Raw genomic sequence first — 20,067 nt, forward strand, 5'->3', positions numbered from 1 at the left:
TACCGCGACAATTCGCGAACGAACATGCGGGAAATCGAGGCCGGCGAGCCGGCCTCTCGCATCAGGCGGCCTTGGCGCAGCCCGGCACGTCCTCCAGCCTGTACCAGACTGGGATGCCACGTTCACGTGCAATTCGCACATCGTTGTCCGCACCCTTGGACTGGCCTTCCAGCCGCAACACGCCGTCGCAAAGCTGAAGCAGACGGCCGGCAACAGGGTGGAAAATCCGTTCGTAAAGGTCATCGCCAACATTCTTGCCACCTGCGGCATGCCACACCGGCAGTGCGACCCATTCGCCGATCATCGGCACATGCCCTGCCTTGAACAAGGCATGTGATGGCTGTTCGAGACGTGTCAGATTGGCCGCCATCTTATCCGGATCGTCACCAGTGCCCGACCGGTAGGGTCCTGCAATGAGTATCAACATATCAACCTCCATTTGTTGCCCGGCTTCATGCACGGATCTCCCGAAAATGCACGATATTTCTTGCTTGTCGAATCTTTTCGTGCAAATTCGTTACAATCCATTCATTTCCAGGCAGGTTCCATGCTAACGACCCAACGCAAATCGCTCATCCTCGACATCCTTCGCCGTGACGGCCAGGTGATCGCCAAACGCGTTGCGGAGGATCTGTCGCTATCCGAGGACACCATCCGACGCGACCTCAGGGAAATGGCCGCGGATGGCCTGCTGAAGCGCGTTCATGGCGGCGCTACGCCTCTCGTACCGGAACTCCCGGATTTTACGGCGCGCAAGACTGTTTCATCGGAGGCCAAGCTTCGCCTCGGGGCAAAGGCCAGGTCTCTCGTACAGCCCGGCCAGTTGATATTCCTTGACGGAGGAACGACGACCGCAGAGGTTGCGCGGCAGTTGCCGCGTGAGTTTGCCTTCACGGTCGCAACGCACAGTCCGACGATCGCCGCCGAACTGGAGCATCATCCGACCGCTGCCGTCATCCTTGTCGGCGGCACGCTCTACAAGCATTCCATGGTGGCGACCGGTGCCGTTGCCATGGGGATGATTTCGCAGCTTCGCCCGGACATATTCTTCCTCGGAGTGACGGCAGCCCATCCCGTGCACGGGCTTTCGACAGGTGATTTCGAGGAGGCTGCGATCAAGCGGCATGTCGCGAACTGTTCTGCGGAAACCTATGTCCTGCTGACGGAAGAGAAGCTCGATCGCGTGTCATCCTGCCACGTTCTGCCGATTTCCGGGGTCTCGGGGTTGATCGTCGCCGGGGGATCCGAGACGACGGACATGAAGCCCTACCGTGACCTCAATGCCGCGATCCTCGAAGCATGAAAGGCGGAGTGAAACGGGCCCGCAGTTCCTCGAGATTCTGCGGAAGGAGGCTTGCGGCGAGACCGACGGCAAAGATGCCGAAGGCGAGATAGGCAAATGTCTCGATATTCACTCCCAGCGTCAGAACGCCGTGGAGCGCCGACTGCAAGGCGGCAACAGATGTCGAGAGAACCGGCTCGCCGAGAAGTCGGCCGGGAATTCTTGCGAATGCCGGTGTTTGCGCCACGGCAACGAGCGCGCCGCAGACAGCGGAAAGCCTGATCGCCATTCTGATGCCACTCCACACGCCCAGCGGCCTTGCCCCACTCTCTTCAAAGGCCCAGCCGATATAGGCGCAGAAGGCGACGAGGAACAGGAACGCCGGCGGCAGGCCTTCAAGCACAGCCTGCGGCTTCAACTGCCCGGTCCAGCCGTTGGCAAGCAGCAGCGGAAACGGCGCCGAAGCGACAAACCAGATGGCGACGACGGCGCCCCAAGCCCAGCTCATTCCCAGGTAATGGATGCGGGCAAATGTCACGACGAGGATGATGGCGCCGGCGAGATAGACACCGGCCGGCTTCATGGAGCCCGACATTGTCAGGATAATCGGTCCGCAGGAGCCGGCGACCCTGGCGCAACCCGACGATGCGACGGTCGCCCAGGTGACGTAGTCGAAGCACATCGTGAAGAACAGAAAGACCGCTATCGCGATCAACATCCACCAAAGATAGCGTCCTGCAAACATATCCTGCCCTCATGGCGTTCGATGTACTGCGCCAAGGGTAGCTCAAAGCGGCAAGACCGCACCTCTTCTCACCGGCTGTAGTTTCACATACATTAGCGGTTACTATTTTTTGCCGGCGAATGTGCCGTTCCGGAACGGCTCAAACCATCAGCGCAGCCGTGGCGCGAACGTCGCCAACGTGAATACCGTTCCAATTGTGCATGTTGACGGTCGCCATCGCCTGCAACGCGGCGCGAATCGCACTGTCCTTTTCGAAAAACCGGCTGAGCACCGCCGCAACCATGGCTTCGGATGCACGCGAATGCCCGTCGTCGCACTTGAGGGCGATTGCGATCCCCTGCTCCGGAATGGCGGCGCAGAAGACGCCCTCGGCCCCGGTCTTGGCAAAGATCCGCCCCGGCGCGACCTGCATCAGCGCCGTGCAGGCCTTGCCGGTACCTGCAACAAAGAATGGCTCGGCCATACAGGCGTTGAACAGCCGCCGGGATGCCCTGGCACGGAGCGGCTCCAGACCGACACCGGTCGCCATCCTGGCAAAGCCGTGTGCGAGACCGCGGAGCGGGACTGCATAGGTGGGAATGGAACAACCATCCGTGCCGCAATTGTCATGTCCGAGCGCGGCTCCCGTCAGGCTTTCCATCGTGCCGCGGATGGCTTTCTGCAGGGGATGGTCGTAGCCGACATAGCCCTTCGGATCGATATCCTGGTGGCAGCAGGCACAAACGAAACCCGCGTGCTTGCCCGAACAATTGTTGTGGAGCGCGGTCGGCGTTTCCATGGTGCGCGCCTGGTGGATCAGCACCTTCTGACTCGACGACCAGTGAGCACCGCATTCGAGCGTATCGACGTCGCGCCCGGCCTTCTCAAGCATCGCAGCGGCAAGCGCGACATGCTCGTCCTCACCGCTGTGCGAGGCGCAGGCCAGCGCCAGTTCCTTGTCACCGAAGCCATAAGCGTCTGCCGCGCCGCTCTCGACCAACGGCAGCGCCTGCATGGCCTTGCAGGCCGAGCGCGGAAAGACGGCCGCCTCGACGTCGCCTAGCGAGAACACGATCCTTCCATCACCGTCGACCGCGACGACTGAGCCGCGATGCCGGCTTTCGACGTGCGATCCGCGGGTGATTTCAACGGTGACGGGATTGGTCATGCTGGCATCCTGATCTTCTGACGAGGCTGCCACGCATAAATGATAGCCTTGATAAAGCAATCGGCTGTGGGCGGAAAAAGCGGCCCAATTGCGCCATCTTGGTCGGTAAATCTCCGAGTGCAACGGCACGTCAGCAAGGGTCATCGGCGTTTCATGCGTCATATCAAGCGGCTGCTTCTTCTGATTCTCGTCGTCTACCTGCTGCCGGCGCTGGCATCCGCCGGCTGGTGGTCGCTACAAAGCCACCCGAAGAGCTGGCGGGAAGCCGACTGGACGACGTCGGGTGTGCTGCCGAAAGCGGACGCCGACCGACAGGCTGCGATCTACATCATGTCGGCCACCACCGGCGGACTGAAGGGTTCGGTCGCCAGCCACTCCTGGATCGTCACCAAGGCATCAGGCGACACGGCCTACAATCGTTACGACAAGGTCGGCTGGGGTGCGCCCATCCGGCGCAACGCCTATGTCGCCGATGCCTACTGGTATTCCAACACGCCACGTATCGTGCACGAGATCAAAGGGGCCGAGGCGGAGAGGCTCATTCCGCAGGTGGAAGCGGCAATCCAGTCCTATCCCCATGCCGGTGTCGGCGATTATCGAATCTATCCCGGTCCGAATTCCAACAGCTTCGTCGCCCATGTGCTGCGGAGGGTGCCCGATCTCGGGGCCGTGCTGCCGCCCGACGCGGTCGGGCGCGATTTTCTCACCTATGGCCGGATGTTCGCAATCGATGCCGACGGGCGTGACATGCATGCCACGCTCTACGGCCTGATCGGGTTTGCCGCCGGTCAGCGCAGCGGCTTCGAGGTGCATTTCATGGGGCTGGTCGCCGGCGTCGACATCGCCAATCCCGGGCTGAAGATCCCGGCGATCGGCCGCATCGGGCTTTAGTGGCGAAAGTCGTCACCAAGTCTGACCACCCATCACGTGATTTGACCACGGCCATCACAAACTCTGGTTATTCGAGAGCGCACTACTGGTTTATAGCTGGGGCATCGGGAATCATGCCATGCCATCCGCTTTTTCTTCCATTCTCCGCGATCATCGGATCCGCGTCCCAACGCTGACGCTGGTGGCGCTGGCCTTCACCTATGCCTCGACGATGCCGTATCAATCGATCATCGGCATTAACGAGCTCGGACTGTCGGACCGCACCTATTCGGGGCTGATATTCCTTGCCGCGCTCGTCAATGTCACCACCAGCCTGACGCTCGGCATCTGGTCGGACAAGCTCAGTGATCGCCGGCCGCTGGTGCTGGCGCTGTCGGTTTGCGGCATGCTTGGCTTCGGGATGATCTACGCGTTCCGCACAGCCGGCGTCTTTATCTTCGCCACGCTGGTGCTGATCCCGATGAGTAACTCCACCTACTCGATCCTGTTTGCCAGTATCCGGGCGACCACCAACACGATGGACCGCGGGCGCGGGGCGGCGATCACGTCCACCGTGCGCGCGCTGTTTTCGGGTTCCTGGGCGCTGGCGCCGGGGATGATCGGCCTCTATCTCATCCACTCGCAATCGATGACGCCGGCCTATGGCATTGCCGGGCTCGCCAGCTTGACCTGCTTCTGCTTTTACCTGTTCCTCGCCAGGCCGGCGCCGAAACGCGAGGGACCGCCCGCGCAACAGATCGGCTTCCTCTCGTCTCTCGGCCGGATCCTTTCACCCCATGTGCTGGCGCGCATTGGCGTGATGGCATTGCTGCTCGGGCTGCAGCGGTCGAACAGTGTGGTGTCGCCGCTGATAATCACCCATGCCGCCGGCGGCAGCGTGGTCGATGTCGGCTTCATGGCCGGGCTCGTCGCCTTCCTGGAGATGCCGTTCATGATGATGTGGGGTGCGCTGCAGCGGCGCTTCCGCACCGTCCACGTTCTTGCTGTGGGGACGCTGATCTACTGCCTTTACCTGGTGCTTCTGGGCTTTGCATCAGCGCCATGGCATGTCTATGCGCTCGAACGCCTGTGGCGCCGCGGCGATCCTCAGCGTTCCCATCACCTACATGCAGGACCTGATCGCCGATCGGCCGGGGCTCGGAAGTTCACTGATTTCCGTCAACACCTTCGTCGCCAACGGCATCAGCGCCTCGATCTTCGCAGCCGGCACCAGTTTTACCAGCTATTCCGGCACCGCACAGATCGCCGCCGCCATCGGCCTTGCGTCCGTGGGCCTGCTGCTTTTCCTCGAAAGGACCCCGCGAGCGGTCCGGCAGCCGACCTGAGAAAACCCCGGCCTTCGCCCGGAATGCCCTGATGCGCGCGCAACGGACCCGCTAGAGGTCAACGGCCAATCTGCCGATCCTCAGAGCCGCAGCATGATCTTGCCGATATGGCTGCCTTCTTCCATCAACCTGTGCGCTTCGATGACGTCCTCGAACGCGAAGGTCTTGTGAATGACGGGTGCAACTTTTCCTGCATCGAGGAGCGGCCATACCTGTGAGAGAAGGTCGTCGCGAATGGCACGCTTCTCTTCGGCGGTGCGCGGTCGCATGGTTGATCCCGTCACCGTCAGCCGCTTGACCATGATCGGCGCGAGGTTGACTTTCTCGGCCACGGCACCGCCCAGAAAGGCGATGATCGACAGACAACCGTCCCTGGCGAGCGAGGCAATGTTCTTCTCGAAATAGGCCGCTCCGATCATGTCGAGCACGATATCGACGCCGTGACCGCCTGTCTCGGATCCGATGACCTCGGCAAAATCCTCGGTCTTGTAGTCGATCGCGCGCTTTGCGCCGAGCTTCTCGCAAGCTTCGCACTTATCCCGTGAACCCGCCGTCGCATAAACCTCGGCACCAAAGGCGCGCGCCAACTGGATCGCCGTGGTGCCGATGCCACTGGAGCCGCCGTGAATCAGAACGCTTTCGCCTTCCGTCAGCCCGGCCATCTGAAAGAGGTTGGCCCAGACGGTGAAGAAGGTTTCCGGCAGTGCCGCCGCTTTCACCGCATCATAGCCCTTCGGAAACGGCATTGCCTGCCCGGCCGGCAGAACGCAATATTCGGCGTAGGCGCCGCCGTTGGCGAGACCGCACACCTTGTCACCGATGGCGTAGCCGCTGACATCAGGCCCGATCGCCACGACTTCGCCGGCGAGTTCGAGGCCGAGGACGGGGCTCGCGTCCTTCGGCGGCGGATAGATGCCCTGGCGCTGGGCGACGTCCGGACGGTTGACGCCGATTGCTTCGGTGCGAACAAGGACCTGGCCCTCGGCGGCAACAGGCAGCGGCCCAGTTGCGATCGTCATCACCCCCGGGGCGCCGAAGCCTGACAGGTCGACGAAACGCATACGCGCAGGCAGGGACATGAAAGGTCCTCCTCATTCCGGAAGCAAAGGAGATAGTTCAGCTTTCCGGCGTTGGGAAGGTGGCAACCGGCAGAGGCGTCAATTCGCCTCGCCTAGGCGATGGAAGACCAGCCCCTCATCGCTCTCCTTCGCTTCCGCCTTGATATGGGCGATTGCGGCACTGACACGGTTGATATCGTCGATGACCAGGCCTTCGGGCAGCTCCAGCACCCCGATCGAACATCGCATCAGCGGAAAGAGTGCTTCCACTCCGGCTCGGTCATGGCCGCGAATGCGGCCTGCGGAGCGGTCTGCATCGGAGTAGAAAGCAAGGACGTCGTCGTGGAAATCGCTGATCAGCCGATCGAGAATTTCCGTCAGTTCCTCCTTGGTCCAGCCGCGCACGCCTATGAAGAAATCGTCGCCGCCGACGTGACCGAGGAAATGGCGCTCGGCGAAGAAGTATCGCCGCATCAGGGCCGCGAACAGCGAGATCGCGTGGTCGCCGAGGTGGAAGCCGTAGGCATCGTTGAAAGGCTTGAAGTTGTCGAAATCGCAATAGCAGAAATGGCGCGTGTCGTCGCCATCGCGGCTTGCGTCGCGCATGAAGTCGCGGATCGCGTGGTTGCCCGGCAGACCCGTCAGGGGGTTCTGGTCCTGCGCCGTCTTCAGCTTCTTTTCGTTCATGACCTTGATCAGCGAAGCAGCGGAGACGACGCCGGCGTATCGCATGTTCTCTGTGAGCAGCAGGCAGTTGCTGCCTTCCATGTTGGCGAAGATCGCCATCAGCTGCTCGGCGTCGGAATCCAGGCCGACAATCGGCGCCATTTCGACGAAGTGCGAGATGGTGCGCTCGTAGACCTTGTTCTTGAGCAGGTCCCGGCCGAATGGCTGGTAGATATATTCCTTGAGATGACGCTCGTGCAGGATACCGCGCGGTTCGCCGTTGGCGTTCAGCACCGGGAAATATGCCTGTTGCGGGTTGCGGCGGAAGAGCTCGAATACACTGTCGATGGTGTCGTTCTCGAAGACCGTGGGCAGCACTTCAATCTGCTTGCGGATCAGGATTTCGTCGAGAGACTGCGTATTGCGCTTGGTCTTGCCGAGGTCCTGCAGGTGCGGGAAGGACGGCATCAGTTCCGACAGGTGCGTCGTTGGGCGCGAGATGAACCAGCCCTGGACGAGGTCGACGCCATATTCGCGACAGGCGACGAACTCGGCTTCCGTCTCGATGCCTTCGGCGATGACGCGGGTGCCGAGCACATGGGCAATATGGACAATGTTCTTCAGGAGGTGGCGTTTGCGCGGGCTGCTGTCGATATCGGCTATGAAATGACGGTCGACCTTCAGATAGTCGACAGGATGATCGCAGAGAAGCTTCATCTCGCCGTGGCCGACGCCGAAATCGTCGATTGCCAGCTTGAAGCCAGCCTTCCGCAACAGCAATACCAGTGCTGCGAACTCCGGCACGCTGGTATTGTCGAAACGCTCGGAGAACTCGAAGCAGATGGAGGACGGCGGGATGTTGGCGAGCTTCAAGTGCTGGAGCAGGCTTTCGACCAGCCGCGCGCCGTGCGGGATCAGCCGGACATCGAGATTGAGAAAAAGCGTCGCGCTGGCGAAATTCGGAAGCGTGGCGAACTTCGCCAGGGCCCGGCTTGCCACCATCTGCTCGAGCTGAAGCAACTGGTCGCTGTTGTAGGCTTCATCCAGAATTTCGATCGGCGAGTTGAAGCCAAGACGATCCTGGCCGCGCATCAGCGATTCATAGCCGAAGGCGACACCGGTGTTCGCCTCGACGATCGGTTGGAAGGCGTTCTCGATGACGAGTTTGGCAAGGGTCAGGATCTGATCGCTGGCATAGCGACGGACGAGCGCCGGATCGACGGTGGCAGCCAACGACATGCCAATCTCCACTGTGACTTATTCTTTTGCGCAGGGAAGATGCCGGAGAAGGGTCAACGAACCCTTTCCCCAATATGAAACTTTCATGAAACCGGGCCGATTTCCGGCGCAAGACGATTTCGCCTGATCAATCAGTAACTTGATCAGGCGGTCCGACGCAGCTCCGCCTCATGATCGGCGAACATGTCGGCAACGCAGCGGCTGCCGCCGGGGGCGCAGTCCCGGTCGAGCATTCCACTGTGATACCCGTCCTGCTTGCGAGCCGCATCCCAGAGACGCAACGCTTCGCGCACCACTTCGCTGCTGGAAGCATACTTTCCATTGTCGACGGCTGCGCGGATGTCAGCGGCCTGCAGCGGAGAGATGGAAACGGTGACCATCGGCATGAGATTCCTCCCTTTACCTCGTCGGACAGAGCCTGTCCTATGGCGGACGACCATTGCGACAGTTCGGGCCTATGCCCGCCGGTGTCGCGGCTGCCTTCTATGGCGCGAATTTTAGTCCCCACTTACATGAATGTCAAAAAAGAAACAATCCGTGAGCATGGCCTGTGGATTTCGGGCACAACTATCGGCGGAGCGCGAAGCCGAAGGCGAGCATCGACCAGCCCTGGATGAGAAGATCGCAGGCGAGGAAAAGCCCAAGGATCCAGAGGCTGTTGACCGGCCAGCCGAGCGCGATCACGACACCCGCCAGCGCCGTGATGACGCCGCTGGCGACCACCCAGCCCCAACCCTTCGTCGGACGCATACGCAGACCGACCCAGACGCGAAAGATGCCCGCGATCAGGAGAGCGACGGCGAGGAAAAGGGTCAGCGCGGCGGAGGCCAGAAGCGGATTCATGAATGCGAAGACGCCGGCAAGCACATAGAGCACGCCGCTGAGCGCCCAGTAGAAAACCTGGCTCCAGCTGCGCACCTGAAAGGCATGGATCAGATAGACCACACCACCGGCAAGCATCAGTATCCCCACGTAGTAAACCGAGACAACGGTTGCCATGAATACGTTGGCGGCGGCTATAATGCCACAGGCGAGGAGCAGTACGCCGAGAGCGACAAACCAGAGCCATTTCGAGTGCAGGGAAGAAAAAGGCATTCCGTTGGAAATATTGGCCATCATGCATCTCCCGGTTGGTAAGAGGATATGCTGCAAATACCGAAAATTAAAAGAGAAATCTCCCGGAAAGGTCAAGCGATTTTTATTGATTGATCAGTCAATCAATAATAGAATGGCAACCTCACCGGAGTTGCCGCTATGCCGAAAGTCGGGATGGAACCTCTGCGCCGCAAGGCGCTCGTCGACGCGGCGCTGCGCGTCATCGGCGACCACGGCTCGCTGAGCGTCACGATGTCCGAAATCGCGCGGCAGGCCGGCGTTTCCCCTGCCCTTGCCCACCATTATTTCGGCAGCAAGGATCAGCTGCTGATCGAGACCATCCGCTTCCTTCTACGGCGTCTGCGCGACGATACGGTGACGGCTCTCAGGGCTGCGGACACCCCTCGCGCCCGGCTTTCAGCGCTGATCCGCGTCAACTTCCAGGCCGATCAGTTTGCACCGGCGACGATCGCAGCGTGGCTCGCCTTCTACGCCGAGGCGCAGCGCTCCGAGGAAACTCGACGTTTCCTGGTCATCTATGCGCGCCGCCTGCGCTCGAACCTGCTTGCCGATCTGAAACCACTATGTCCTACCGATGCCGCAGAGCGCATCGCCGAGGGCGCGGCGGCGATGATCGACGGGCTCTATATCCGTCAAAGTCTGAGATCTGCACCGATCAGCATCGAGGCTTCGATCTCGCTGACCGAGGACTACATCAATTCGGCTCTTGCCGCCCTTGCTAAAGGACAGACACCGTGACCCTCAAAGCCCAGCCCAAAGCGTCGCACTTCATCGACGGCGAATATGTGGACGACGCCGGCGGCAGCGTCATCGAAAGCCTCTACCCGGCAACGGGTGAAGTCATTGCCCGTCTGCATGCGGCAACACCTGCCATTGTCGAAATGGCGATCGCCGCCGCCAAGCGGGCGCAGCCGGAATGGGCGGCGATGAGCCCAACCGCGCGGGGACGCATCCTGAAGCGCGCTGCCGACATCATGCGAGAGCGCAACCGCGAGCTTTCCGAACTCGAGACACTCGATACCGGCAAGCCGATCCAGGAAACCATCGTCGCCGACCCGACCTCGGGGGCAGACAGCTTCGAGTTCTTTGGAGGTGTTATCGCCGCCGGTCTCAACGGCTCCTACATCCCGCTCGGTGGCGATTTCGCCTATACCAAGCGCGTGCCGCTCGGTGTTTGCGTCGGCATCGGCGCCTGGAACTATCCGCAGCAGATCGCCTGCTGGAAGGGCGCCCCGGCACTCGCCGCCGGCAATGCCATGGTGTTCAAGCCTTCGGAAAACACGCCCCTCGGCGCGCTGAAGATCGCCGAGATCCTGCATGAGGCCGGCCTGCCGAAGGGGCTCTACAACGTCATTCAGGGAGACCGCACGACAGGGCCGCTGCTGGTCAACCATCCAGACGTCGCCAAGGTGTCGCTGACCGGCTCGGTGCCGACCGGCCGCAAGGTGGCGGCGGCCGCCGCCGGCAGCCTGAAACACGTGACCATGGAACTCGGCGGCAAGTCGCCGCTGATCGTCTTCGATGACGCCGATATCGACAGCGCCATCGGCGGCGCCATGCTCGGCAACTTCTACTCGACCGGGCAGGTCTGCTCGAACGGCACGCGCGTCTTCGTGCAGAGGAACGTCAAGGACGAATTCCTGAAGCGTCTGAAGACCCGCACGGAAGCGATCGTCATCGGCGATCCGATGGACGAGGCGACACAGCTTGGCCCGATGGTCTCCTGGGCGCAGCGCGACAAGGTTCTCTCCTACATCGAGACCGGCAAAACCGGGGGAGCGACGCTGCTGACTGGCGGCGGCATTCCGAACAACGTTTCAGGCGAAGGTTACTACGTGCAGCCGACCGTCTTTGCCGACGTCACGGATGACATGACAATTGCACGCGAGGAGATCTTCGGACCTGTCATGTGCGTGCTCGACTTCGATGATGAAGCCGAAGTGATCGGCCGCGCGAATGCCACCGAGTTCGGCCTTTCCGGCGGGGTCTTTACGGCGGACATCACGCGCGCTCACCGCGTCGTGGACCAGCTGGAGGCCGGCACGCTGTGGATCAACACGTACAATCTCTGCCCGGTGGAAATCCCGTTCGGCGGATCGAAGCAGTCGGGTTTCGGACGCGAGAATTCGCTTGCCGCGCTGGAGCACTATTCCGAGCTGAAGACGGTCTATGTCGGCATGGGGCCGGTGGTGGCGCCGTATTGAATGCTGAATTGAAGAACCCCGCTCCTTCTGGGCAGGGATCGGGGTCTTAGACCCCATACTGAGAGCTTTATGGGATCCATCATGCAGGCAGATTTCGTCATTATCGGCTCCGGCTCCGCTGGCTCCGCCCTCGCCTATCGCCTGTCGGAAGACGGCAAGCACAGTGTCATCGTCATCGAGGCAGGCGGCAGCGATTTCGGGCCGTTCATTCAGATGCCGGCGGCACTCGCCTGGCCGATGAGCATGAAGCGCTACAACTGGGGCTATCTTTCCGAACCGGAGCCGAACCTCAACAACCGGCGCATCACCGCGCCGCGCGGAAAGGTGATCGGCGGATCGTCATCGATCAACGGCATGGTCTATGTGCGCGGCCACGCCGAAGACTATGACCGCTGGGAAGCGCTTGGCGCCAATGGCTGGGCCTATGCCGACGTTCTACCCTACTTCAAGCGGATGGAGCACAGCCACGGCGGCGAGGAAGGCTGGCGCGGCACGGATGGGCCGCTGCATGTGCAGCGCGGCGGCTTCCGCAATCCGCTGTTCCACGCCTTCATCGAGGCAGGCAAGCAGGCGGGTTTCGAGGCGACGGAGGACTATAACGGCTCGAAGCAGGAAGGCTTCGGGTTGATGGAGCAGACGATCTTCCAAGGTCGGCGCTGGTCGGCCGCGAACGCCTATCTGAAGCCGGCGCTGAAGCGGCCGAATGTCGAGCTCGTCTACGGCCTTGCCCGCAAGGTGGTGATCGAGAACGGCCGGGCGACCGGTGTCGAGATCGAGCGCGGCGGCAAGGTCGAGATCGTGAAGGCGAACCGCGAGGTGATCGTTTCGGCTTCCTCGTTCAATTCGCCTAAGCTGCTCATGCTCTCGGGCATCGGCCCCGGCGCGCACCTGCAGGACATGGGCATCGAGGTGAAGGTCAACCGGCCGGGTGTCGGCGCCAACCTGCAGGACCATATGGAGTTCTATTTCCAGCAGGTAAGCACCAAGCCCGTCTCACTCTATTCATGGCTGCCGTGGTTCTGGCAGGGTGTCGCGGGAGCGCAATGGCTGCTTACCAGGTCGGGTCTCGGCACCTCGAACCAGTTCGAGGCCTGCGCCTTCCTGCGATCGGCGGCCGGTGTCAAGCAACCCGATATCCAGTACCACTTCCTGCCCGTTGCCATCAGCTATGACGGCAAGGCGGCGGCAAGGAGCCACGGCTTCCAGGTGCATGTCGGCTACAACCTGTCGAAGTCGCGCGGCAATGTCACGCTGCAATCGTCGGATCCGAAGTCCGATCCTGTCATCCGCTTCAACTACATGAACCATCCCGAGGACTGGGAAAAATTCCGCCATTGCGTGCGGCTGACCCGCGAGATCTTCGGGCAGCAGGCTTTCGACCAGTTTCGCGGTGCGGAAATCCAGCCGGGCGAAAGCGTAGAGACGGACGATCAGATCGATGCCTTCCTGCGCGAGCATCTGGAAAGCGCCTATCACCCCTGCGGCACCTGCAAGATGGGCGCCGAGGATGATCCGACGGCGGTGGTCGACCCGGAAACACGGGTGATCGGCGTCGACGGTTTGCGCGTCGCCGACAGCTCGATCTTCCCGCACGTCACCTACGGCAACCTCAACGGCCCCTCGATCATGACCGGCGAGAAGGCCGCCGACCATATCCTCGGCAAGCAGCCGTTGCCGCGTTCGAACCAGGAGCCGTGGATCAACCCCCGTTGGGAAATGAGCGATCGGTAGCATTTGCGGGCGGTCGGTGATCGCAATCAGACGAAGCCGATCCACCGGCCGGCAAGGATCGCGGAAATCCATGTGGCAGCAGACAGCGCCGCCTGAAGGCGCAAGCCGAAGGCAGGGGCAGAGCCCGACACGGCCCGCCGCCAGGCTGCTCCCGCATGGACCAACGCAGCATTCACGATGCCGAGGCCGAGAAGCCCGAGCTTCACCAGGAAGGCCGGGTTTCCGGCATACTCAATCGGCCGGACGCTGAAAAGGGCGAAACCGGTGACGACCGCTCCGACAAGTCCGATGGCTGCGGCCCTTGACAGGAACGGCCCGACTACCGCCAGCGGCACTGACCCGAAGAGGCCCACCAGCCGGAGATCAAGCGGCAGGATTGCCCCGATCAGCAGCCCGATCGAGAGGATATGGGCGGCATTCACTACCATGTAGACCAGCGCCGAGCGCCGCAGGCCTGATGACAGCGGCGTTGCCGCGAGCCATTCCAGGAGCTCAATCGCCATATTCAGTTCATCTTGATCCGTTCCGGATAGATATCATAGCGCTTGTCGGCAACTGTGATCCGCACGGCCTTCATCCGCTTTTCGTCTGCCTTCTGCGACCGGTTTCCGAGCACGACGATCGGATCGCCTTTCTTCGCAGAACCCTCGACAAAGCCCGAGCGTTCGGTCTGCCGGGGATTGCCGAGCTCGATCAGCCAGACGCCGTCGGCGGCGGTCGCAACGTCGAGCGTCGGGTGCGGACCGCCCATCGATACCTTTTCGATCGTGCCGCGCAATTCGGTATGTTCTCCCTCGGCCCAAGACCAACCGTGATGCGCGGCGGCCCCCGTCGCCAAGAAGACCGCGAGGATTGCACTGATCGCCATCCGTTTCGAGCCCGTGACATCCATGTTCGTTTCTCCCTACCTGTGGACAGGGGCGATTTGGGGCATGGTCGAGCGATTGAAAGCGGGCTCACCGAATCTTGAAGCGTCCGATCCGGGGCCTGCGGCAGAAGGTGCAGCCGGCTACGCCAGCAGGCGCGTCACGCGGGCACTCTTGGCGGGCGCTACGGCATCGGCGATCGTCGTCGAGAACAACACCTTGCGGGTGGCGTCGGCGACCTTGGCAAAAACGTGGCGGATCTCGCAGTTCTGCTCGCCGTCACAGTCGTCGCACTTGCTGTACGCGGTGATCGAGAGGCAGGGCAGCGGCGCAATCGGTCCGTCGATGATGCGCAACACTTCGCCGAAGGTGATCATGTCGGCCGGCTTCAACAGAAGGTAGCCGCCCTGCTTGCCGCGTCGGCTGGTTACGATGCCATGGTGCTTCAGGTCGAGCAGGATCTGCTCAAGGAATTTCTTCGGTATCTTCTGCTGCGCTGCGATGTCGGAAATCATGATGGGCTCTCCGTCGATGGCTTCCGCCAGCACGGTGAGCGCTCTCAGCGCATATTTGGCCTTCTGCGTAATCATTTTGAACCGCTGACACACACAGGGCGGGCCGATTCTCGGCCGACCGAAATCATCATCACCTCTCTATCGCACTTCCAGCATGAACCGAATTTGAACAGAGAAGCGAAACCCCTGAGACATAAGGTTTTTGGCCCTGTTTTTCTCTCAGGCGATCGTCGTTATTCTACGCAGGAATTCGCTTCCGTTGCGATCAATTCAGATTTCCGATTGACAGCCAACGTGTAACACTACTAAATTGATAGACATTAAGGCTCAACGGCGAATTCGATCGGCGCTGCGGCTGCTTTTCTGCATTGCAGCGACGGTGGAGAGATATTTGCTCCTATCCAGCCCGCTTTCGAAATGCCTGTTTCTGTCCGATCATATCCCGACCTGCGATACTCCTGTCACTATCTAGGACGGGATTTCCATGACTGTTGCCCATACAATCGAAGAAGCGGAAACGCTGAATGCGAAACTTGCTAGCCTGAACCTGGCCGAACGCCTGTCGTTCGTGGCGGGTCTTGGCGGGCGTGTCGTCTTCACGACCTCGCTCGGCATCGAAGACCAGGTAATCACCGCCGAAATCGGCAATCACCGCCTGCCGATCGACGTGGTGACGCTGCAAACCGGCCGTCTTTTTCCCGAGACACTGGCGCTCATCGACGAGACGGAAAAGCAGTACGACATCCATATCAATCGCTATGAGCCCGAACAGGCCGATATCGACGAATATGCTGCAAAGTATGGTCTCAACGGCTTCTACGAGAGCGTCGAAGCTCGGCATGCCTGTTGTGGCGTGCGCAAGCTGAAGCCGCTTGCGCGAGCGCTGGCAGGGGCAACCATCTGGATCACCGGCCTGCGCCGTGGCCAGTCGGCTAACCGCGCCGAGACACCGTTTGCCGAATATGATGGCGAGCGTCACCTGCTGAAGGTCAACCCGCTGGCAGACTGGGACCTTGACGTGATCAAGGCCTATGTCGCCAACAACAGCGTGCCTATCAATCCGCTGCATGCCCGCGGCTATCCCTCGATCGGCTGCGAGCCCTGTACCCGCGCCATCAAGCCCGGCGAGCCCGAGCGCGCCGGGCGCTGGTGGTGGGAACAGGACGATACCCGCGAATGCGGCCTGCATGTCGCCGAAGAAGCATCGGCCATTTCTATTCAACAGTAACCCATCGGCATCGGGATCCGAGCGCGGCCACCGCCAGCGCTCCCCGATGGCACACATAGTTTGCATTCCAGCGCCAGCCGCTGCGAATGATCGAAGTTGGAGTAAGTCATGCAAGACAGCCGTCCGGATACGGAGCTCAGCAACCCGCAGAGCGTCAAGCCGCCGCTCGACCCTCACCTAAAGGCGCTCGAGAACGAATCCATCCATATTTTCCGCGAAGTCGCCGCCGAGTTCGAGCGTCCCGTGATGCTCTACTCGATCGGCAAGGACTCGTCGGTGCTGCTGCACCTGGCGCGCAAGGCGTTCTATCCAGGCCGTGTCCCCTTCCCGCTGCTGCACGTCAACACTGGCTGGAAGTTCCGCGAGATGATCGCCTTTCGCGATGCGACCGCGAAGAAATACGATCTCGACCTGATCGAGCATATCAATCCGCGTGGTGCCGCCGAAAACATCACCCCGTTCACCCATGGCTCGGCCACCTTTACCGATATCATGAAGACCGAGGGTCTGCGCCAGGCGCTCGACGCCGGCCAGTTCGATGCGGCCTTCGGCGGTGCGCGCCGTGACGAGGAAGCCAGCCGCGCCAAGGAGCGGATTTATTCGTTCCGCACGCCCGACCACCGCTGGGACCCCCGCAATCAGCGCCCGGAACTGTGGAACGTCTACAACGGCCAGATTCGCAAGGGCGAAAGCGTACGTGCCTTCCCGCTGTCGAACTGGACCGAAGTGGACATCTGGCGCTACATCCAGGCCGAAGACATCCCGCTGGTGCCGCTCTACTACGCCAAGAAACGCCCCTACGTGGAGCGCGACGGGATGATGATCCTTGCCGAAGACCCGCGGCTGGAACTCTTGCCCGGTGAAGTGAAGCAGGAAGGCATGATCCGCTTCCGCACACTCGGCGACTTCCCGCTGACCGGCGCCATCCCATCGCAGGCGACCACGCTCGAAGAGGTGATCGCCGAACTCGAAATTGCCACTGTCTCCGAACGCCAGGGCCGCGCCATCGACCGCGACCAGTCCGGCTCCATGGAGAAAAAGAAGCGTGAAGGATATTTCTGAGATGACTGCAGCAGCTACAGCAAGCGCCGTCGCCGCCCCCGCCGCCGAGCCATTGAAGGCCGTGCGCGACACGCGACCGTTGCGCCTCATCACCTGCGGCAGCGTCGACGACGGCAAATCCACGCTGATCGGACGCCTGCTCTGGGACACCAAGGCAGTGAAGGAAGACCAGGCCGCAACCTTGCGTCGGGATTCCACCGGCAAGCAGAACGATCTCGGCCTGCCCGATTTCGCGCTGCTGCTCGACGGCCTGCAGGCGGAGCGCGAACAGGGCATCACCATCGATGTTGCCTATCGCTATTTCGCCACCGACAAGCGTTCCTTCATCGTTGCCGATACGCCCGGCCATGAGCAGTACACCCGCAACATGGCGACCGGCGCCTCGACCGCCGATCTGGCCATCCTGCTGATCGATGCCCGCGCCGGCATTCTCGAGCAGACGCGCCGTCACGCGACGATCGCCTCGCTGCTCGGCATCAAGCAGTTTGTGCTGGCGATCAACAAGATCGACCTGACCAACTACGACCGCGCCGGTTTTGAGAAGATCACCCACGAGTTCCGCGAATTCGCGCTGTCGCTCGGCGTCAAGCAGATCACCGCGATTCCGATGTCGGCGCTGAAGGGCGAGAACGTCGTCTATTCCGGCGAAGCCTCGATGCCGTGGTATTCCGGCCCGACGCTGATCGAAACGCTGGAGCTTGCCACCGTACGCTCGTCGCAGACGGTCGGTTTCCGGCTGTCCGTGCAGCGCGTGTCGCGCCCGGGCGAAAGCTTTCGCGGTTATCAGGGCACGGTTGCCGGCGGCTCGGTCAAGCCGGGTGACAGCGTGATGATCCTGCCGTCCGGTATGGTCGCCAACGTCTCCAAGATCGTCACCTTCGATCTGGTGCGCAATGCGGCCGTCGCCGGTGACGCGATCACCCTGGTGCTCGACCGCCAGGTGGACGTGGCCCGCGGCGACATGATCGTCTCCATCGACAGCCAGCCGCAGGTCGGCCTGACATTCGACGCACAGATCGTGGCGCTGCAGCCCGAGGGCATCGAGGCGGGCAAGCGCTACTGGCTGAAGAGTGGCAGCCGCCGCCAGCGCGTGCAGGTGCAGCCTGTGGCACAGCTGCAGCTCAAGACCGGTACGTGGACCTCAGCCGAAACGCTCTATATGAACGCCATCGGCAAGGTGCACCTTGCCTTTGACGAAGCCGCAATCTTCGATCCCTATGAGCAGAACCGCTCGTCGGGCGCCTTCATCCTGATCGATCCCGACACCAACAACACTGTGGCCGGCGGAATGATCACGGGCAAGCGCTCGGAACTCGGCGGTCTCCATAGCGGCGAGGCCCGCGTGATCCTGTCACTTCCGGCTGACCTTGCCGACCAGATCATGGCGAGCGAGCTGTTCGCGCAACGTCGCGACGAGGCCGAGGTGCGGCGGATGACTGCAGCGCAGGCCGCAGATCTCTGGTCGAATGCGGCGAGCGATATCTGAAATTCCAGACGTGACGGGGCCTGATCGGCCCCGTTTTTTACTGCGACGGTCACGGTTGGGACAGGCTATACTGCCCGGTCGTCGGTGCGCGCGGCCACATCCATCACCATCACCATGTCTCTCTGCACGTCGGCGCCGACCGTAAAGGTCGTGGTGCCCGTGACTGCAAACCCAACCTTGGTATAGAAGGCGATGGCACGGGCGTTCCTCTCGAACACTGTCAGCTCGATGCGAGTGACGCCACGCTGCCGACACTCCCCGATGACCGCGTTGAGCAGGTCGTTTGCCAGTCCCCTGCCTCGCCAATCGGCGTCAATGTAGATACGACTGAGCCGCGCGGCGCATTGTTCGGCGAGCGCCACAATAAGATGCACATAGCCGACGATCGCGCCATCGGCCTTTGCCAGGAAAACGGCGGCCGAGGGATCGGCTATCTCAGCGGACTGACTCTCGGTGCTGAACGCCTTGTCGATATAGGCATCAAGATCGGATTCAAGCGTGTCGGCGCTGTAGGTCGAGCGAAACAGCCGTGCTGCAAAACCGGCGAGCGCTGCTGCATCCGATCCCGCGGCACGACCAATCTCGAAAGATGCTGTCACCTGATCCCTCTCAAAGCTCGCGCCATCGCGTGCCGACTACCACAGCGCCATGTGGCGATTGACGTCCTTGTAGAGCAGGTAGCGGAAGCGGCCGGGACCGCCAGCATAGCAAGCCTGCGGGCAGAAAGCGCGCAGCCACATGAAATCGCCAGCTTCGACCTCGACCCAATCCTTGTTCAGGCGGTAGACCGCCCGGCCCTCCAGCACATAGAGCCCGTGCTCCATGACGTGCGTTTCCATGAACGGGATGACCGCGCCCGGCTCCAGCGTGACGATGTTGACGTGCATGTCATAGCGCACATCGTTCGGATCGATGAAGCGGGTGGTGCCCCAGCGTCCCTCGGTGTCGGGCATCGGCGAGATCGGGTGGTTGTCCTCATGGGTGAAGAGTGCCGGTGGAGGCTCCAGACCCTCGACCTGCTGGAACGCCTTGCGCACCCAGTGAAACTTTACCGGCGCTGCACTCCTGTTCCAAAGCGTCCAGGCAGAGCCTGCAGGGAGATAGGCGAAGGAGCCGGAACGTAGCGCATGCGGCGTGCCCTCGAACTCGACCGTCATTTCGCCTTCGACGACGAACAGCACGCCCTCTGCGCGCTTTTCCGGTTCCGGACGATCGCTACCGCCGCCCGGTTGCACTTCCATCACATACTGCGAAAAAGTCTCGGAAAAGCCGGTCATCGGCCGCGACAGGACCCAGGCGCGCGTTCCAGACCAGTGGGGCAGCAAGCTGGTGACGATATCGGTCATCACCGTGCGCGGAATGACGGCGTAAGCCGTCGTGAACACTGCCTTGCTGGACAGTAGCTCGGTCTGCGGCGGCAGGCCGCCTAAACTCGAATAGAAGTTCGTGCTGCTCATCGTTTCACTTTTTCACGGGCCGGGATTGCCAATCTGCTTTAAGCGCCGC

20 protein-coding genes and 1 pseudogene are annotated in these 20,067 nt (G+C 61.6%); 9 read left to right on the top strand and 12 right to left on the bottom strand.

All coding sequences use genetic code 11. The features are described from left to right. Nucleotides 1-61 precede the first annotated feature (61 nt). A complete protein-coding gene (locus ASC90_RS19350; protein ID WP_056544879.1) occupies nucleotides 62-427 on the bottom strand; it encodes a hypothetical protein in 366 nt (121 codons plus the stop codon). Nucleotides 428-547: 120 nt separating this feature from the next. On the opposite strand from ASC90_RS19350, the gene ASC90_RS19355 reads away from it, so the two are divergent. Then, on the top strand, nucleotides 548-1,303 hold the full coding sequence (locus ASC90_RS19355) for a DeoR/GlpR family DNA-binding transcription regulator (RefSeq protein WP_056544882.1): 756 nt from the start codon (nucleotides 548-550) through the stop codon (nucleotides 1,301-1,303). On the opposite strand, the gene ASC90_RS19360 is transcribed toward ASC90_RS19355, so the two are convergent. Both ASC90_RS19360 and ASC90_RS19365 read right to left on the bottom strand, forming a co-directional pair. Beyond that, entirely contained in the window at nucleotides 1,278-2,027 is a 750-nt protein-coding gene (locus ASC90_RS19360; RefSeq protein WP_056543830.1) for a hypothetical protein, read from the bottom strand. The genes ASC90_RS19355 and ASC90_RS19360 overlap by 26 nt on opposite strands. Before the next feature lie 139 nt (nucleotides 2,028-2,166). Beyond that, complete coding sequence (locus ASC90_RS19365; RefSeq protein WP_056544885.1) at nucleotides 2,167-3,174, bottom strand: asparaginase; 1,008 nt, start codon at nucleotides 3,172-3,174, stop codon at nucleotides 2,167-2,169. Between the two features lie 153 nt (nucleotides 3,175-3,327). On the opposite strand from ASC90_RS19365, the gene ASC90_RS19370 reads away from it, so the two are divergent. Both ASC90_RS19370 and ASC90_RS19375 read left to right on the top strand, forming a co-directional pair. Next, a complete protein-coding gene (locus ASC90_RS19370) occupies nucleotides 3,328-4,065 on the top strand; it encodes a DUF3750 domain-containing protein (RefSeq protein WP_056543833.1) in 738 nt (245 codons plus the stop codon). 118 nt (nucleotides 4,066-4,183) lie between these two features. After that, nucleotides 4,184-5,390, top strand: a pseudogene (locus tag ASC90_RS19375) (MFS transporter). Nucleotides 5,391-5,470: 80 nt separating this feature from the next. Here the strand turns inward: ASC90_RS19375 and ASC90_RS19380 are convergent. The 4 genes from ASC90_RS19380 to ASC90_RS19395 form a co-directional block, all read right to left on the bottom strand. Continuing rightward, nucleotides 5,471-6,469, bottom strand: a complete 999-nt coding sequence (locus ASC90_RS19380; RefSeq protein ID WP_056543835.1) for an NAD(P)H-quinone oxidoreductase — start codon at nucleotides 6,467-6,469, stop codon at nucleotides 5,471-5,473. 78 nt (nucleotides 6,470-6,547) lie between these two features. Continuing rightward, nucleotides 6,548-8,353 (bottom strand): EAL domain-containing protein, encoded by a 1,806-nt coding sequence (locus ASC90_RS19385; protein ID WP_056543838.1) that lies wholly within the window; start codon nucleotides 8,351-8,353, stop codon nucleotides 6,548-6,550. Nucleotides 8,354-8,496: 143 nt separating this feature from the next. Further along, nucleotides 8,497-8,739, bottom strand: coding sequence for a type II toxin-antitoxin system ParD family antitoxin (locus ASC90_RS19390; RefSeq protein WP_056543840.1), 243 nt, complete (start codon nucleotides 8,737-8,739; stop codon nucleotides 8,497-8,499). A gap of 181 nt (nucleotides 8,740-8,920) precedes the next feature. Next, nucleotides 8,921-9,469 carry an HdeD family acid-resistance protein gene (locus tag ASC90_RS19395; RefSeq protein WP_056543843.1) on the bottom strand — a complete coding sequence of 183 codons (549 nt, stop codon included), beginning with the start codon at nucleotides 9,467-9,469 and terminating at the stop codon, nucleotides 8,921-8,923. 138 nt (nucleotides 9,470-9,607) lie between these two features. Here ASC90_RS19395 and betI point away from each other — a divergent pair, with 138 nt between their 5' ends. The 3 genes from betI to betA all read left to right on the top strand — a co-directional run bounded on the left by betI (nucleotide 9,608) and on the right by betA (nucleotide 13,404). Beyond that, complete coding sequence (gene betI, locus ASC90_RS19400; protein ID WP_056543845.1) at nucleotides 9,608-10,207, top strand: transcriptional regulator BetI; 600 nt, start codon at nucleotides 9,608-9,610, stop codon at nucleotides 10,205-10,207. Then, nucleotides 10,204-11,673, top strand: coding sequence for a betaine-aldehyde dehydrogenase (gene betB / locus ASC90_RS19405; RefSeq protein ID WP_056543852.1), 1,470 nt, complete (start codon nucleotides 10,204-10,206; stop codon nucleotides 11,671-11,673). The genes betI and betB overlap by 4 nt, the downstream gene beginning before the upstream one ends. An 81-nt stretch (nucleotides 11,674-11,754) precedes the next feature. Continuing rightward, complete coding sequence (betA, locus tag ASC90_RS19410; protein WP_056544888.1) at nucleotides 11,755-13,404, top strand: choline dehydrogenase; 1,650 nt, start codon at nucleotides 11,755-11,757, stop codon at nucleotides 13,402-13,404. Nucleotides 13,405-13,430: 26 nt separating this feature from the next. Here betA and ASC90_RS19415 read toward each other — a convergent pair whose 3' ends face one another. The 3 genes from ASC90_RS19415 to ASC90_RS19425 form a co-directional block, all read right to left on the bottom strand. Beyond that, entirely contained in the window at nucleotides 13,431-13,907 is a 477-nt protein-coding gene (locus tag ASC90_RS19415; protein ID WP_056543855.1) for a hypothetical protein, read from the bottom strand. A gap of 2 nt (nucleotides 13,908-13,909) precedes the next feature. After that, the gene (locus ASC90_RS19420) at nucleotides 13,910-14,296 is read right to left on the bottom strand and encodes a DUF6152 family protein (protein ID WP_056543858.1); all 387 of its coding nucleotides are present in this window, start codon (nucleotides 14,294-14,296) and stop codon (nucleotides 13,910-13,912) included. 117 nt (nucleotides 14,297-14,413) lie between these two features. Then, entirely contained in the window at nucleotides 14,414-14,860 is a 447-nt protein-coding gene (locus tag ASC90_RS19425) for an Rrf2 family transcriptional regulator (protein WP_056543861.1), read from the bottom strand. Between the two features lie 409 nt (nucleotides 14,861-15,269). Here ASC90_RS19425 and ASC90_RS19430 point away from each other — a divergent pair, with 409 nt between their 5' ends. From ASC90_RS19430 to cysN, 3 genes are all read left to right on the top strand, one after another. Beyond that, nucleotides 15,270-16,013 (top strand): phosphoadenylyl-sulfate reductase, encoded by a 744-nt coding sequence (locus tag ASC90_RS19430; protein WP_056543862.1) that lies wholly within the window; start codon nucleotides 15,270-15,272, stop codon nucleotides 16,011-16,013. A gap of 108 nt (nucleotides 16,014-16,121) precedes the next feature. Then, a complete protein-coding gene (gene cysD, locus ASC90_RS19435) occupies nucleotides 16,122-17,075 on the top strand; it encodes a sulfate adenylyltransferase subunit CysD (protein WP_056543865.1) in 954 nt (317 codons plus the stop codon). 1 nt (nucleotide 17,076) lies between these two features. Then, nucleotides 17,077-18,561 (top strand): sulfate adenylyltransferase subunit CysN, encoded by a 1,485-nt coding sequence (gene cysN / locus ASC90_RS19440; protein WP_056543869.1) that lies wholly within the window; start codon nucleotides 17,077-17,079, stop codon nucleotides 18,559-18,561. Between the two features lie 65 nt (nucleotides 18,562-18,626). Here cysN and ASC90_RS19445 read toward each other — a convergent pair whose 3' ends face one another. Then, the gene (locus tag ASC90_RS19445) at nucleotides 18,627-19,160 is read right to left on the bottom strand and encodes a GNAT family N-acetyltransferase (RefSeq protein WP_056543872.1); all 534 of its coding nucleotides are present in this window, start codon (nucleotides 19,158-19,160) and stop codon (nucleotides 18,627-18,629) included. A gap of 36 nt (nucleotides 19,161-19,196) precedes the next feature. Then, nucleotides 19,197-20,018: a bifunctional allantoicase/(S)-ureidoglycine aminohydrolase gene (locus tag ASC90_RS19450; protein WP_056543875.1), complete on the bottom strand. Its 822-nt coding sequence runs from the start codon at nucleotides 20,016-20,018 to the stop codon at nucleotides 19,197-19,199. Nucleotides 20,019-20,067 lie beyond the last annotated feature (49 nt).

Source organism: Rhizobium sp. Root1220 (assembly GCF_001426265.1).
Classification (GTDB): Bacteria; Pseudomonadota; Alphaproteobacteria; order Rhizobiales; family Rhizobiaceae; genus Rhizobium.

What these genes read in the sequence shown, in the direction of transcription:
- ASC90_RS19350 (WP_056544879.1), bottom strand. Translation starts at nt 427, where the DNA reads ATGTTGATACTCATTGCAGGACCCTACCGGTCGGGCACTGGTGACGAT.
- ASC90_RS19370 (WP_056543833.1), top strand. Translation starts at nt 3,328, where the DNA reads ATGCGTCATATCAAGCGGCTGCTTCTTCTGATTCTCGTCGTCTACCTG.
- ASC90_RS19355 (WP_056544882.1), top strand. Translation starts at nt 548, where the DNA reads ATGCTAACGACCCAACGCAAATCGCTCATCCTCGACATCCTTCGCCGT.
- ASC90_RS19415 (WP_056543855.1), bottom strand. Translation starts at nt 13,907, where the DNA reads ATGGCGATTGAGCTCCTGGAATGGCTCGCGGCAACGCCGCTGTCATCA.
- ASC90_RS19395 (WP_056543843.1), bottom strand. Translation starts at nt 9,469, where the DNA reads ATGGCCAATATTTCCAACGGAATGCCTTTTTCTTCCCTGCACTCGAAA.
- ASC90_RS19390 (WP_056543840.1), bottom strand. Translation starts at nt 8,739, where the DNA reads ATGCCGATGGTCACCGTTTCCATCTCTCCGCTGCAGGCCGCTGACATC.
- ASC90_RS19385 (WP_056543838.1), bottom strand. Translation starts at nt 8,353, where the DNA reads ATGTCGTTGGCTGCCACCGTCGATCCGGCGCTCGTCCGTCGCTATGCC.
- ASC90_RS19425 (WP_056543861.1), bottom strand. Translation starts at nt 14,860, where the DNA reads ATGATTACGCAGAAGGCCAAATATGCGCTGAGAGCGCTCACCGTGCTG.
- ASC90_RS19380 (WP_056543835.1), bottom strand. Translation starts at nt 6,469, where the DNA reads ATGTCCCTGCCTGCGCGTATGCGTTTCGTCGACCTGTCAGGCTTCGGC.
- ASC90_RS19450 (WP_056543875.1), bottom strand. Translation starts at nt 20,018, where the DNA reads ATGAGCAGCACGAACTTCTATTCGAGTTTAGGCGGCCTGCCGCCGCAG.
- betI (WP_056543845.1), top strand. Translation starts at nt 9,608, where the DNA reads ATGCCGAAAGTCGGGATGGAACCTCTGCGCCGCAAGGCGCTCGTCGAC.
- betA (WP_056544888.1), top strand. Translation starts at nt 11,755, where the DNA reads ATGCAGGCAGATTTCGTCATTATCGGCTCCGGCTCCGCTGGCTCCGCC.
- cysN (WP_056543869.1), top strand. Translation starts at nt 17,077, where the DNA reads ATGACTGCAGCAGCTACAGCAAGCGCCGTCGCCGCCCCCGCCGCCGAG.
- ASC90_RS19365 (WP_056544885.1), bottom strand. Translation starts at nt 3,174, where the DNA reads ATGACCAATCCCGTCACCGTTGAAATCACCCGCGGATCGCACGTCGAA.
- ASC90_RS19360 (WP_056543830.1), bottom strand. Translation starts at nt 2,027, where the DNA reads ATGTTTGCAGGACGCTATCTTTGGTGGATGTTGATCGCGATAGCGGTC.
- ASC90_RS19420 (WP_056543858.1), bottom strand. Translation starts at nt 14,296, where the DNA reads ATGGATGTCACGGGCTCGAAACGGATGGCGATCAGTGCAATCCTCGCG.
- cysD (WP_056543865.1), top strand. Translation starts at nt 16,122, where the DNA reads ATGCAAGACAGCCGTCCGGATACGGAGCTCAGCAACCCGCAGAGCGTC.
- ASC90_RS19430 (WP_056543862.1), top strand. Translation starts at nt 15,270, where the DNA reads ATGACTGTTGCCCATACAATCGAAGAAGCGGAAACGCTGAATGCGAAA.